Genomic DNA, 14,819 nt, shown 5'->3' with positions numbered 1-14,819 from the left:
AAAGGTGATTAGTATGAAGATAATATTTTTAAGACATGGTCTTACTGAATCAAATAAGAGTAAGAGATTTTCTACAGAAGATACGAAAATATCTAAAGATGCTTATAAAGATCTTGATAAAAGTAAGTTTAATTTAAGAGATTATAATGTAGATAAGGTATACACATCCAAGCTATTGAGAAGCAAAGAAACTGCAGAATATTTAGGCTTTAATGAGTATACAGAAGATAAAAGATTAAATGAAATGGATTTTGGTGACTTTAAGGGAAAAAGGATTTCTGACACTTTAATAGAATACGAAAACTTTTATAAGGAAAGGAAATTAAATCCATATGATATAAGATATCCTGGAGGAGAGAGCGTAAAAGATCTTATAAAAAGGCTTGATGATTTTATTGAAGATAAAAAAACATCTCATAATACAATACTTTGTGTAAGTCATGGCATAGCAATAAGGGCAGCTATTTTTACAATATTGAATGATTTATCAAATTTTGAAAATTTTTGGATTGATAATGGCTCATTAACTATTATTAATATTGAAAATAACAAAAAAATTCTAGAGTGTGTAAATAAGATATGAAATTTATTAATTTATCAGATGTACATCTATCAGATAGTTTTGATTTTGAAAGCTCATATTCTAATATAATTAGAAGAAGTAAATGGGATAGTTTTAAGGACATATTAGAAAGTAATAAGGATGTAGATTTTGCCCTTATTTCTGGGGATCTTTATGAGCGAGATTATTTTATGTCTAAAGATTATGACAGATTGTTTAGGATAATAGAAAATTTTGGTAAAAATATTTATTATGTTACAGGAAATCATGACTATATAGATAGAAAAAATGATTTTTTCTTTGAAAATAAACCTCAAAACTTATATATATTTGGGAGTGAAAGAATTGAGTTTTATGAATATAAAAATGTAAGGATATATGGAATATCTTATGATGATAGGATATTTTCAAAAAGATTTAATTATAGTATAAATCTAAATAAGAATTATTATAATATAGGTATATTTCATGGCGAAATTACTAATATTAACTCAACTTATTTAAGTCTTGATTTAGAAAGACTTAAAAAAATAGGATTCAACTATGTAGGGTTAGGTCACATTCACAAAAAAACAAACTTTAATAATAATATTTACTACGTAGGAAGTATAGAGCCTCAATCTTTTAAGGACAAAGGAAAATTTGGATATATTAAGTATGATAATGGAGATTTTTTCTTTAAAGAATCTTCTAAGCTTGAATTTTTAGAATTAAATGAAGATCTATCAGACTATAGAAATATGGACCATATGATAGATTCTATAAGAGATATGTTTAAAGGGGATTATGTTTTTTTGAGATTAAAACTTGATAATTATGATTTATTTGATATTAATGAAAAAAAATTAAGAAAAGAACTTGATTTAATTTATATTGAACTTGTTTACAAAAAATCATTATCATATTATAATGATTTAATTAAAAAATATCCAAATACAATATTGCAGGATTTCTATGATTCTTTGTTAAGTCTTGATGAAGATGAAAAAGTAAAAGAAAGAGCATTAGAAATAGGTATAGATGCAATACTTAGGAGTAGAGATGTCTAATTTATATATAAAAGAAATCAACTTATTATCTTTTGGACATTTTCAAAATAAAAATATAAAATTCAATGAAGGATTTAACCTAATTTATGGAGAAAATGAAAGTGGTAAATCTACAATTCTTGACTTTATAGAGGGTGTTTTTTATGGATTTGACCAAGGTAAAAATAAGATTAATTTTTCATATAAAAGAGAAAAATACAGACCAATTGGTTCTTTTAAATATATGGGTTCATTAATTCTTTCGAAAAATAATAAGGATTATAGAGTAGATAGAAATTTTGATGATGGAAGCTATAAGATATATGATTTAAAAGAAAATATAGAGATAGAAAATAAAAAATCAAGACTAAATTATCCGGGTGAGTATTTCTTAAATATTAGTTATAGTATTTATCGAAATATAATAAATAATCAACAATTACAAGATATTGATCAAGATTCTAAAAAAAAGATTATAGATTTTTTAAAAAATCCATCATCGGATTTAGAATTTTCATCCCTAAAAGCAAAAGAAAATATAGAGGACAGAATTAATAAGCTCGGAAGTAAAAGAGCTTATACAAAACCCTATGCAAAAAATCTTAAACTTTTAGAAAATAAAAATGATGCGCTTAGACGTATAAATAAGTTAAATGACCAATATTATAATGATTTATTAAAATTAAAAAATCAAAGGCATAAAATTATACAATTTTTAGAAAAAATCAAAGAATTAAAAAATGAAAGAGATCAGTATAGGAAAGCAAAAGCTAATAGTAATTACTTAGAAGAGAAAGCAAGAAAAGAATCTTTAAATATTATTGAGAGAAAACTTAAAGATTACAGTGAGTTTTATGATATTGATAGGATTTATTTTGAAAAGTTGGATGAACTCTTAGATGAAAGTAAAGACTTTTATAAGAATAATAAAAGTCGTGATATTAAATTTCTTTATTTTATTATAATTTTAATGATTACAATTTTTATTATCTTAAAAAGAGCTTATATTATATTAGCCTTTATTATACCAATAATTTATTTTTTATATAAAAAGGTTAAAAATGATTATAAAAAAAGAAATAATCTAATTAATTTAAATATTAGAATAAATAATGAATTATTAAAAGTTGGGGCCAAAAACAAATATCAATACGAAAAAAAGAAAGAAAAATTTATAGAGTATGAAAAATTAAAAATTGAAAAAGAAAAGATAATAGAGATTCTTAATATTCTTGATAAGCAAGAGAAATATGATAAAGAAATAGATATTAACTATAAAAAAAATATAGATATTTTAAAAATTGATAAAGAAATTGAAGAAAATGAAAATGAGCTTAATAAACTTAGGGATTTAAATTTAAAACTTGAAAAGAAATTAGCACTTGTTGAAGATGAATTAGGAAAGAAAAATGATCTTATTGAAGATATAAAAGCTATTAAGAGAAAGCTTGATGAAATAGAACTCGAATTAAGAGCATCCAATTTAGCGATAAAACTTATAGAATCTAATAAAGATAAGTTAGGGAAAAATAAAATAAAGCTTGAAAATAAGATTTCAAAGTTAATAGCTGATATATCTAATTGTAAGTATAAAGATTTATCCTATGATGATAAACTAAATCCATTAATAAGGACAAAAAATAATGAATTTATTGATCTAAATAAATTATCAGTAGGTTTTTTTGATCAGATTAATTTCGCTTTAAGACTAAGTCTTACTGAAAATTTATATAATAATATGTTTTTGATTTTCGATGATGCTTTTATTAATTATGATAGTTTTAGACTTAGAATGGCCTTGTTACATTTATTAGATATTTCTAATAACTTTCAAATTATTTACTTTTCATGTCATAAAAGAGAAGAGGATATACTTAAAGCAGAGGGAATTGATATAGATATAAAATACATGGAGAAAATATGATTTATGCACTAGCAGATTTACATCTTGATTACACGGAAGAGAAGTCTATGGAAATTTTTGGCGAAGCTTGGGATGGATATCAAGAAAAAATATTTAAAAATTGGCAAAATATTATAAATGATGAGGATTCAGTTTTGATAGCTGGAGATATTTCCTGGGCTATGACAGAAAAAAATGCTTATAATGATCTTAAGAGAATAGATAATTTGAAGGGAAAAAAAATCCTTCTTAAAGGAAATCACGATTATTGGCGGCAGTCATTAAAAAAGTTAAATGATTTAAATCTTAGAAGTATAAGTTTTTTACAAAATAATTCTTTTGAAGTCGAAGGATATGATATATGTGGAACAAGAGGTTGGATTAGTAGAGATTTTAAAGACTTTGATGAACATGACGAAAAAATTTTTAAAAGAGAACTTCAGAGATTAAGGAATTCATTAGAATATAATAAGAAAGGAAATAAGAAAATTGTAATGCTTCATTACCCACCATTAAATTCAGACAAATCTTTAAATGAATTTTTTAGAATTTGTAAGGGTTATAAGGTAGAATCAATAGTGTATGGACATCTTCATGGACCAGGACATAAACAAATTGTTGAAGGAATATTTGATGGCATTAAGCTTAAATGTATTTCTGGAGATTATGTAGATTTTAAAGCAGAGAGGATAAGTTTAAATGGATCGTGAATTAGAATTAAAAATTTTAAATATTGACTTGAATGAAATGGAAAAGAAGTTGATTTCTAAAGGAGCTAAAAAACTAGGTGTTGAGATACAAAAAAATCATACTTTTTCACCACAGAATAGGAGTGAATTTCCAAATGGATATCTTAGAATTAGGGAAAAAACTATTGATGGGAAAAGATTAGATACAGAGTTGACCTTTAAGGAATCTGTAGATTCAAAAGATGATGTTAGAGTTAATAACGAATATACTACAAATATCACCTCTACTTCAAACATGATAAAGATTCTTGAAGAAATTGGACTTGTGGAAAGATATGTAGGTGAGAAAAAAAGAGTTTCTTATGAATATAAAGAACAAAGATTTGACCTTGATACATGGTCAAAGGATGTATATCCAGACCCTTATATGGAAATTGAGTTTACAAATGTTAATTTGATTGAAGAAATTTTAGATGAATTTGATATTGATAGAGATAATGTTACAAGTGAGTCTATAAATGAGCTTATACAAAAATTAAAGTAATTTATTGACTTAGCAAGACACTTTTGATATAATTAAAAAAACTTAAAAAGGAGTGTCTAAATGCTAAAAATTAAAAATTTACTAAGTGCAGAAGATTTGTATAAAGATGATTTACTTGAAGTAATTGACTTAGCAGAAGACATAGTAAAGAGTCCTAGTGATTTTTCAGATTATTGTAATGGAAAACTATTAGGGACTCTTTTTTTTGAGCCTTCTACTAGGACTAGACTTTCTTTTGAATCAGCAATGTTAAGGTTGGGTGGTTCTGTTGTAGGATTTTCAAATGCAGCATCTTCTAGCCAAAGTAAGGGTGAAAGTTTACAAGATACAATTAAGACAGTTAGTCAATATGCGGATATAATTGCCATGCGCCATCCCCAAGAGGGAGCTGCAAAACTTGCAAGTGAAGTAAGTGATTGTCCAATTATTAATGCGGGAGATGGCGGACATCAACATCCTACTCAAACTTTGACTGATATTTTAACTATAAAAACTTACAAAAATAAGTTAGAAGGACTTAGGATAGGTCTATGTGGAGACTTAAAATATGGCAGGACAGTCCATTCATTATTAAAGGTACTAACCATGTTTGATAATAATGAATATGTCCTAATTTCTCCAGAAGAGTTAAAACTTCCAAACTATATTAAAAAATCAGTTTTTGAAAAACATAATATAGAATTTGAGGAAAGAAGGTCTTTAGATGATTCTATAAATGATTTAGATATCTTATATATGACTAGAATCCAAAAAGAAAGATTTTTCTCAGATAATCAATATACTAGACTCAAGGATTCTTATGTTTTAAATAAGGAAAAACTTAAAGATGTCAAGAAAGATTTGGCTATACTTCATCCACTTCCAAGAGTTAATGAAATTGATACTGATGTAGATAATGATCCTAGAGCCCTTTATTTTAAACAAGTTAAATGTGGTATGTATGCAAGAATGGCACTTATTATTAAATTATTGGAGGGAAGAGATGCTTGAGATTACTTCACTAAAAGATGGAATAGTTATAGATCATATTAAAAGTGGTTTAGGAATTAAAATATTTAACCTTTTAAGTTTAGATGAATTATCAGAAGAAGTTGCACTTATTTTAAATGCAAAATCATCATCCCAAGGCAGAAAAGATATAGTTAAAATTGCAGGAAATCTTGATATTAACTTAGATGCAGTAGCAATTATCGACCCAAATGCTACAATAAACTTTATTAAAAATGAAGAAGTTGTAGAAAAGAAAACATTGGATTTACCTAAAGAAACTAGGGGAATATTTAAATGTCAAAATCCAACTTGCATAACAACAAGTGAAAGAAATATTGAAAGTAAATTTATCCTTATAGATAGGAAGGAAAAGATGTATAAATGTGCTTATTGTGACCATATTTATGATGTGGAGGAATAATGAGACAAGTATTTAAAAACCTTGTTGGGATTGATGATGTAAATATATCTAGAAAGAATATTTTTGTTGAAAATGGATTTATTACAGATGAATTTGACTTAGATGATGATGTAGAAATTATAGATTGTGAAGGTCTGATTTTAGTTCCTTCATTTATAGATATGCACACTCATTTTAGAGACCCAGGATTTATCTATAAAGAAGATTTAGAATCTGGCTCTAAGACGGCTCTTAAAGGTGGATATACTACGGTAAATCTCATGCCTAACACAAATCCAATTGTATCAAGCAAAGATGTTTATGATGATATAATGAAAAGAGGAAGAGATTTAAATCTTATTGATATATTTCAAGTTTATTCAATAACTAAAGATTTTGAAACAGATGATTTATCACATCTTAAAGACCTACCTGAAGATTTACTATTTCTTTCAAACGATGGAAAGGGTGTGGATGATGATTTTGCTATGTATAAAGCTATAAAAATAGCTAAAGAGAATAAACTTAAATTCACTTTACATGAAGAATGTAAAGAAATATCTAAATATGATTATGAAATAGCAGAAGATTTGATGACTATAAGAGATGCATACCTTTCTTATAAAATGGATGTACCAATTCATTTTTCTCATGTATCTACTAAGGGAGCTATTGAAGCTATTGCATATTTTAAAGATAAAGGTGCAAATATTACTTGTGAAGTTACACCTCATCATATTTATTTTACAAATAGGGTTGATTTAAAAGTTAATCCTCCTATTAGAAAAGATAAGGATAAAGAAGCTTTACTTTCTATGATAAAAAGAGGATATGTAGACTGTATAGCAACCGACCATGCTCCTCATACTAAAAAAGAAAAAAATGAAGGAAAACCTGGTTTTATAGGACTTGAAACTGCTTTTTCAACTTCTTATGAGGTTTTGGTTTTATCTGGTCTAATATCTTTAAATGACTTAATTAGGATGATGAGCACAAATCCAGCTAAGCTTCTTGAGATTAAAAAAGGAAAACTAAAAAAAGGATACTTGGCTGATTTTACCATTATTGACTTAGATAAAGAATATATATATGAAGAAGAAGATATTTTATCAAAATCAAAAAATTCTTTATTTATAGGTAAGACACTAAAGGGACAGATTAAAAAAGTTTACAAAAAAGGAGTACTAAAATATGACCTTGATGGAAAGATTATATAATAAAGTAAGTCAAAATGGCTTTGTTTGTGTAGGTTTAGATACATCTATAGACTATATACCAAAAACTCACAAAGAAAATAAGTCTATTGATCAAGCTCTATTTGATTTTAATAGGGAAATAATAGATAGTACAAAAGATGTCTGTGCTATATATAAGATTCAAATTGCTTATTATGAATCATATGGATTATTGGGAATGAAAGCCTATAGCAAAACTCTATCCTATATTAGAAAAAATAATCTTTTAAGCATAGCAGATGTAAAAAGGTCTGATATTGCTCAGAGTGCAAAACAATATGCAAAAGCTCATTTTTCTGGAGATTTTGAAGCAGACTTTATCACTCTTAATCCATATATGGGAATGGATTCGATTTCACCTTATTTAGATTTTATTGAAAAAAAAGATAAAGGTGTTTTTGTACTTTTAAGAACTTCAAATCCTGGAGCAAGTGATTTTGAGTGTTTAAAGCTTAAAGATAATAGTGAATTTTTTTATACAGTAGGTGACAAGCTTAAAGAGTTGAATAATAAATTATTAGATAAAACAGGCTATGGCCCAATAGGATTGGTCGTTGGTGCAACACACAAAGATGAGGTGGAGAAAATTAGAAAAAGATATGATAATATGTTTTTCTTAATACCTGGTTTTGGTGCTCAGATGGCAGAGTCTATGAATGTATATAAACTTCTCAACAATCTTAATGGAGGAGTAGTAAATTCATCTAGGGCTATCCTAAAAAATTATCTCAATTTTGATGATGGTGAAGATAAAATTGGTTATTATGCAAGGCTTAAGTGTATAGAAACAAGAAAGGAAATTGAGAATAATGGAAGGCTATAGAAAAGCAGATGTGGTTTTTAATAAAAAAATTAGTGATAATATCTATTTTTGTAAGTTAAAAACCAAAATTAATGCAAAGCCTGGTCAATTTTTTATGCTTAGAACAGATAGCTTTAGAGAATCTCCACTATTATCAAGACCTTTTGGTGTGTGTGATCAAGATGAAGAAACTATGTCATTTTTATATCAAGTTAAGGGTGTAGGTACAAATATAATAAAAGACTTAAAAAAGGGATCAGAAGTAAGTATTCTTGGTCCTCTTGGAAATGGATTTAAGATAAGAGAAGGTAGAAAATCAGCAATAGTTGCTGGTGGTATAGGGATAGCTCCTTTATTATTTTTGGCAAAAATGCTTGATAAAAAGGCTGATTTTTATGTTGGATTTTCTGATTTTGAGTATTTTACAGATTATTTTAAAGACTATGTGAATAATACAACTGTAACTATAGATAAAATAGATAAAATATTTATTACAGATAAAATAAATACTAATGATTACGATGTAATCTATGCTTGTGGACCAAATCCAATGCTAGAGACACTATCTAAGAAAAATACTACTACTGAAATCCAAATATCTATGGAAGCACACATGGCTTGTGGAATAGGAGCATGTCTTGGTTGCACTATTGAAAATATCAATGGAGATTTTATTAGAGTATGTAAAGACGGACCGGTTTTTGATTCAAAGGAGATATTTTAATGACTTTAAAAGTAAATATCTGTGGAATAGAATTTAACAATCCTGTAATAGCGGCAAGTGGTACTTTTGGTTTTGGCAAAGAATTTGCAAATTATATAGATATAAATAAGCTTGGTGGAATATCTTCAAAAGGTCTAACCCTACATAAAAATTTAGGTAATAAGGGGGTTAGAATTTATGAAACACAATCTGGAATTATGAATTCAATTGGACTTCAAAATCCAGGCATAGATTATTTCATTAAAGAAGAACTTCCTTTCTTAGAAAGTAAAAATCCAGTAATTATTGCAAATTTAGGTGGACATAGTATTGATGAGTATGTAAAAGGTGCAATATTACTAGATGATACATCTATCCCTATAATTGAGTTAAATATTTCTTGCCCTAACGTTAAAGAAGGTGGAATGGCCTTTGGTACTGATCCTAATAAGGCTTGTGAAGTTATAGAAGAAGTAAGAAAAGTCACTAAAAAAGTTTTAATGGTAAAATTGTCTCCAAATGTAGGAAGCATAAGTGAGTTTGTAAAAATTGCAGAGAATTCAGGTGCTGATTGTATATCCTTAGTAAATACTTTTAATGCTTTAGCAATAGATGTTGATAAGAAAAAGGCGATTTTTGAAAATAAGACTGCTGGTTTATCTGGACCTTGTATAAAACCAATAGCATTAAGAATGGTATATGAGGCAAGTATGGCTACAAAGCTACCTATAATTGGAATGGGTGGTATAAGAAATTATAGAGACTGCCTTGAGTTCATTATGGCAGGAGCAACGGCAGTCCAAGTTGGGACTAGTAACTTTGTTGATTTTAATACAATGATAAATATTATTGATGATTTAAAATCATATATAGATAGAGAAAATATAAAATCTTTAGATGAAATAAGAAATATTATATAGGAGATATTATGGATAGAACAGTTGAATTATTAAAAAAATCTAATGCTTTACTTGAAGGACATTTCTTACTTTCAAGTGGAAGACATTCTAGAAAATATATACAATGCGCTAAATTAATAGAAAATCCAGTATATTGCGAAGAGATTGCGAAAATTATAGCTAAAAAAATTAAGGAAGCTGGAATTAAAGTTGATTTATGTGTAGGTCCCGCTATGGGAGGGATAATTATAGCCTATGAAGTAGCAAGAGCTCTAGGGGTAAATGCTATCTTTACTGAAAGGGTTGATAATATAATGACTCTAAGAAGAGGCTTTGAAATAAAAAAAGATATGAATGTTATTATAGTTGAAGATGTAATAACAACTGGAAAATCTTCATTTGAAACAGTAGATGTTATTGAAAAAGAGGGAGCAAATACTGTGGCTTTGACATCAATTGTGAATAGGTCAGGTCTTGATCAGATAAGGGGACTTAAGTTAATATCAGCTACAAAAATTCAAATTAATAGCTTTGATCCTGATAATTTACCAGATGATTTAAAGGATACTCCTGCAGTAAAACCTGGTTCTAGAAAATAAAGTTGAAATATAGCATAAGTTATGATAGAATATTTGTAACAATTCTGTAACATTTAAAATAATAAGGGAGATATGTGTGTTTAAATATAAAAAATTAAAAATATCTATGTTTTCTTTTTTATCTATTGTTCTTGTGCTAATTATTTCATCTGGAATTGAAAGTTCATCATTTGCATCAAATTCAAGTCAAAGAAGAAATAAGATTATTAGGGGAATAGAAAAAATTGACAAAGAGGCACTGAGTTTAGAGCAGTCTAAAATTAAAAGATATGAAAAATTAGAGAATGATTTAAAAGAGTTTAGGGAAAAGGGGTCTGAGAATATAAGTGAGAATTCTTATTTATATTTAACCAATAAGACTGATTTTACAGCTGATGAATTAGAAACAGGTCTTAAAAATACAGAACTTTTAGGCCTTGGTAAAGACTTTAAAAATGCAGAAGAAAAGTATGGAGTAAATGCAATACTTTTAATGGCTATGGCTAAGCATGAAACAGGTAATGGAAATTCATATCTTGCAAAAGAAAAAAATAATCTTTTTGGATTCAATGCTATAGATCAAGATCCTATTAATAAAGCAAATCATTTTAAAACTAAGGGTGAATCAATAGACTATGTAGCTAAATTCTTAAAAGAAAATTATTTGAGTAAAGATGGTAAGTTTTATAATGGAATATCTACTGCATCTATAGGAAAATTATATGCTTCAGATCCATATTGGTCAGAAAAAGTAGATTATATGATTAGAGAAGTTTCTGTAAATATATTAGAAAATAAATAAAATTAAGGTTAAAAGGGGCCGTTGCAAAATGATAGAAATTAATAATTTTGCAACAGTCTCTTTTTGTTCTAAACTTAATAATTAACTAAGGGTGCACGCCTTAATGAAAAATTAATTTTTATAAGACATAAAGATAAGAGAAACTTTATGCTTATTGGATTATGAAATTATTTTAGCCCCATCAAGATCCACATTAAGTTTTTTTACATCCCAATCTTTAAGATTGTTATTAATATAGTCTTTAAGCATCGCATATGTTTTGGAGTTTTTTTCTGAAAGTACCATTATTGTTGGGCCTGCACCACTAAGATAAGTAGCAATTGCATCAAATTCTAAAGATTTTTCTTTAAGTAAATCAAAATCTTTTATAAGTCTCTTTCTGTAAGGTTGGTGAAACCTATCATCAAGGCATACTTTAATAAGATTTTTATCAAGATTTACAAGAGCAGGAGTAAGTAAAGCAGCTCTTGAAACATTATGTACTCCATCTTTTAGACTAATCATTTTTGGAAGTATATTCCTTGAATCCTTGGTGCTTAATGAAAAATTAGGAATTAAAGCTAGAAATTCTAGATTTTTATTAAGTTCAAACCTTCTATAGTGTATGTGTTCATTGTGTTTAAGCGAAATTACAAAGCTTCCCATAATGGCTGGAGCTACATTATCAGGATGTCCTTCAATTTCTGTTGCTATGTCAAGAGCAAGTTCCTTATTTATGGTTTTATTCATCATGAAAAGAGCAGAATATACTCCTGCAACTATGCAAGTTGATGATGAGCCTAGTCCTCTAGTATATGGAACTTGTGATTTTATCTTTACTGATATTGGAATAATATCCTCATCTAAATATTTAAAAGTTTTTTTATATGAATCAATCACAAGGTTATCTTCCATGAAGGTTTCAGATTTTTTAAATGTAAACGTATTAAATAAATTTAAAGAAACGCCAAAAGTATCAAAGCCTACTCCAATATTAGCACTTGTTGCTGGAACTTTAACACTAAATTTGCAATTTAAGATTTCTAATACTTCTTTTTTCATATTTTTAGGATCAATTATCCTATGATGTATAATCTTCTTATTTTCTAATTCCTTAATATTTTTTGGAACATCAACCTTCATTAGTTTAGCTAAATCTTCAAGCTTTTTAAAATCATCTTCTGATTTAAAAATACCTATTGAATTCAAGACCTTGTCTGGAAATTTAAAAGGGCTTGCTGTAGATGCTATTAATGTCAGAGTATTATCAGATGTTCGATTTTTATAGCTTTTGTAGACACTATATGAAACAGCTGTATGAGAATCTATTACATAATTGTAATTATCGTAGCAAGTTTTTATAGCATTTGAAATATCTTCTTCTGTTGCAAAACCAGCTTCTATAAGGCTCTTATCTAAGTCTTTCCACTTGTACGATTTTTTGTTTTTAAGATCTTCCATAGCTATTTTGACTTTTTTTGTATCCCCATCTACTAGGTGGAAAAGTAAACGTTCAAGGTTAGAAGAAATTAGTATATCCATTGACGGAGATGATGTAATAATAAGATTTCTATTAGAATTATATATACCACTATTAAAAAAATCTGTAAGTACATTATTTTCATTTGATGCTACTATTAACTTGTTTATAGGCAGTCCCATCCTTTTTGCATAGTATGCAGCTAAAATATTGCCAAAATTTCCTGTAGGAACACATATATTAATTTTTTGACCTATATTGAGTTTTCCTATTTTTACTAACTTGAGATAGGAATAGACATAGTAGACTATTTGGGGTATAAGTCTACCTATATTTATTGAATTAGCAGAAGAAAGTTCATATCCCCTTTTTAAAAGTAGATTTTTGTAATTTTGATCAATAAAAATTTTTTTAACAGCACTTTGGGCATTATCAAAATTTCCATTTATAGCAATTACATCAAGATTATCTCCCTCTTGGGTTAGCATTTGGAGTTCTTGAATTTTTGATACCCCTCCCTTTGGATAAAATACCATGCAACGAACACCATCAATATTTTTAAAACCTTCTAGACTAGCCTTACCAGTATCCCCTGATGTTGCAACAAGAATTAGTATATTTTTATTGTCCTTATTGACCTCCAATGATGCTTTAAGAAGGTGTGGAAGGACAGAGAGGGCCATATCTTTAAAGGCATGAGTTCTTCCGTGATAAAGTTCAAGAAAGACAGCATCATTTTCTTTTAAAGCTACAACTTCATTAGGAAATTTTGAATCATAAGCTTTGTAAGCAATATCTTTTACCTTATCACCTAAATCATCAAAATATAAACCTAAAATATAAGCTGCAAGATCTTTATAGTTATAATCAATTAGACTATCAAGTTTTTTTATCTTTGGAAAATACTCTGGCACAAAAAGACCACCATCTGGTGCTATACCTTTAATTATTGCCATAGAACCATTCATTTTAATATTTTTATTTCTAGTCGAAAGAAATTTCATCAATAATCCTCACTTTCAAGTCTTATTATTATAGAATTTGAATCTTTTTTAAGAGCTCTTTTAAGTTTTTCATATTGACAATTTTTAATCAAGTAACTTTCATTTGTTAATTTTTTTCTTTTAAAACTATCAAGACTTATAATTTCAGAATTATATCTAACATAAAAATCCCCCTTGATTTCATCTTTTGCAATTTGTCTATTAAGTCCCTCACCAAGTCTTACCTTAGACTGTCTATCAAATAATATATCTATAATATCATTTGTAACTGCGTTAGCTGTAGGAAGCATACCTGCTCCAGCTCCATAAAACTTTAATTCTCCAACCATATCACCATATACTGTTACACTATTATAGGCTTCCCTTACAGATGCAAAGTAGGAGTTAGAGTAAACTGCTACTGGTTGGACAATTGCTTTAATTTTTTCATCTTCTACCCACGCATCACCTATGAGCTTTATGGTTCTATTTAATTTTGCAAGATTTTTAATATCACAAGCTTTTATATTTGATATACCTTCCAAGAGTATATCATTTTCATCAACATCTTGTCTAAAAGCCATTGTTGATAGAATTCTAAGTTTTCTGAGAGTGTCAAGACCATCGACATCACTAGATGGGTCAGCTTCTGCATAGCCTAATTCCTGAGCTTTTTTTAGTACATTTTCGTAATCCTCACCTTCTTCTGTCATTTTTGATAAAATAAAATTACAGGTTCCATTCAGAATACCTCTTACTCTTGTAATATCATTTTCCATAACTAAATCTCCAAGAGGTTTTAGAACAGGAATACCACCTGCAACAGCTGCCTCATGAAGAAAATGAAGATTGTTATCCCTTGCAAGGTCATTAAGTTCATTAAAATACTTACTAATAGCAGCCTTATTTGCGGATACAATATCTTTTCCCTTATTCATTGCCATCACCATCATGTCTTTTGCTTGATCAATTGATGAGGTTACTTCTACAATAATATCTATAGCGTCATCATTTAGGATTTCTTCAAAGTTATTTGTTAAAAGATTTCTATCTATTTCGACTTTATATTCTTTATTAAAATTTCTAACTAAGATTTTTTTTATGTCAATTTCTGCATTTGTATAGTACATAATAGAGTCATGTTTTTCTTTAATAATTTTATAAACGCCTTGACCAACAGTTCCAAATCCTAATATCGCTATTCCTACAATTCTTTTCATTATTTACTCCTTATTACAACAG

Annotated in this window: 15 protein-coding genes; 13 read left to right on the top strand and 2 right to left on the bottom strand. The window is 27.7% G+C overall.

What is annotated here, in order from left to right; translation table 11 throughout:
* Positions 1-13 precede the first annotated feature (13 nt).
* The 13 genes from SOR60_RS10240 (at position 14) to SOR60_RS10180 (ending at position 11,135) form a co-directional block, all read left to right on the top strand.
* Positions 14-583: a histidine phosphatase family protein gene (locus SOR60_RS10240; RefSeq protein WP_320595878.1), complete on the top strand. Its 570-nt coding sequence runs from the start codon at positions 14-16 to the stop codon at positions 581-583.
* Positions 580-1,611 (top strand): metallophosphoesterase family protein, encoded by a 1,032-nt coding sequence (locus SOR60_RS10235; RefSeq protein WP_154538827.1) that lies wholly within the window; start codon positions 580-582, stop codon positions 1,609-1,611. The genes SOR60_RS10240 and SOR60_RS10235 overlap by 4 nt, the downstream gene beginning before the upstream one ends.
* Entirely contained in the window at positions 1,604-3,514 is a 1,911-nt protein-coding gene (locus SOR60_RS10230; protein WP_154538826.1) for an ATP-binding protein, read from the top strand. Before SOR60_RS10235 ends, SOR60_RS10230 begins: the two co-directional genes overlap by 8 nt.
* Positions 3,511-4,203 carry a metallophosphoesterase gene (locus SOR60_RS10225; RefSeq protein WP_154538825.1) on the top strand — a complete coding sequence of 231 codons (693 nt, stop codon included), beginning with the start codon at positions 3,511-3,513 and terminating at the stop codon, positions 4,201-4,203. Before SOR60_RS10230 ends, SOR60_RS10225 begins: the two co-directional genes overlap by 4 nt.
* The gene (locus SOR60_RS10220; protein ID WP_154538824.1) at positions 4,193-4,726 is read left to right on the top strand and encodes a class IV adenylate cyclase; all 534 of its coding nucleotides are present in this window, start codon (positions 4,193-4,195) and stop codon (positions 4,724-4,726) included. Before SOR60_RS10225 ends, SOR60_RS10220 begins: the two co-directional genes overlap by 11 nt.
* A 60-nt stretch (positions 4,727-4,786) precedes the next feature.
* The gene (pyrB, locus tag SOR60_RS10215) at positions 4,787-5,716 is read left to right on the top strand and encodes an aspartate carbamoyltransferase (RefSeq protein WP_154538823.1); all 930 of its coding nucleotides are present in this window, start codon (positions 4,787-4,789) and stop codon (positions 5,714-5,716) included.
* Positions 5,709-6,137, top strand: a complete 429-nt coding sequence (locus SOR60_RS10210) for an aspartate carbamoyltransferase regulatory subunit (RefSeq protein ID WP_320595877.1) — start codon at positions 5,709-5,711, stop codon at positions 6,135-6,137. Before pyrB ends, SOR60_RS10210 begins: the two co-directional genes overlap by 8 nt.
* On the top strand, positions 6,137-7,333 hold the full coding sequence (locus tag SOR60_RS10205) for a dihydroorotase (protein WP_154538821.1): 1,197 nt from the start codon (positions 6,137-6,139) through the stop codon (positions 7,331-7,333). Before SOR60_RS10210 ends, SOR60_RS10205 begins: the two co-directional genes overlap by 1 nt.
* Positions 7,308-8,174 (top strand): orotidine-5'-phosphate decarboxylase, encoded by an 867-nt coding sequence (gene pyrF, locus SOR60_RS10200; RefSeq protein ID WP_154538820.1) that lies wholly within the window; start codon positions 7,308-7,310, stop codon positions 8,172-8,174. The genes SOR60_RS10205 and pyrF overlap by 26 nt, the downstream gene beginning before the upstream one ends.
* On the top strand, positions 8,161-8,877 hold the full coding sequence (locus SOR60_RS10195) for a dihydroorotate dehydrogenase electron transfer subunit (protein WP_154538819.1): 717 nt from the start codon (positions 8,161-8,163) through the stop codon (positions 8,875-8,877). The genes pyrF and SOR60_RS10195 overlap by 14 nt, the downstream gene beginning before the upstream one ends.
* Entirely contained in the window at positions 8,877-9,776 is a 900-nt protein-coding gene (locus SOR60_RS10190) for a dihydroorotate dehydrogenase (protein WP_154538818.1), read from the top strand. The genes SOR60_RS10195 and SOR60_RS10190 overlap by 1 nt, the downstream gene beginning before the upstream one ends.
* 8 nt (positions 9,777-9,784) lie before the next feature.
* Positions 9,785-10,354 carry an orotate phosphoribosyltransferase gene (pyrE, locus tag SOR60_RS10185; protein WP_154538817.1) on the top strand — a complete coding sequence of 190 codons (570 nt, stop codon included), beginning with the start codon at positions 9,785-9,787 and terminating at the stop codon, positions 10,352-10,354.
* A gap of 76 nt (positions 10,355-10,430) precedes the next feature.
* Positions 10,431-11,135, top strand: a complete 705-nt coding sequence (locus SOR60_RS10180) for a glucosaminidase domain-containing protein (protein ID WP_320595876.1) — start codon at positions 10,431-10,433, stop codon at positions 11,133-11,135.
* Between the two features lie 159 nt (positions 11,136-11,294).
* On the opposite strand, the gene thrB is transcribed toward SOR60_RS10180, so the two are convergent.
* Positions 11,295-13,598, bottom strand: a complete 2,304-nt coding sequence (thrB, locus tag SOR60_RS10175; protein ID WP_195837828.1) for a homoserine kinase — start codon at positions 13,596-13,598, stop codon at positions 11,295-11,297.
* Complete coding sequence (locus SOR60_RS10170) at positions 13,598-14,797, bottom strand: homoserine dehydrogenase (protein WP_154538816.1); 1,200 nt, start codon at positions 14,795-14,797, stop codon at positions 13,598-13,600. The genes thrB and SOR60_RS10170 overlap by 1 nt, the downstream gene beginning before the upstream one ends.
* Between the last annotated feature and the right edge of the window lie 22 nt (positions 14,798-14,819).

Source organism: Anaerococcus porci, assembly GCF_034090325.1.
In the GTDB taxonomy this organism is placed as follows: domain Bacteria; phylum Bacillota; class Clostridia; order Tissierellales; family Peptoniphilaceae; genus Anaerococcus; species Anaerococcus porci.
This window is presented reverse-complemented; position numbering and strand designations above follow the sequence as displayed.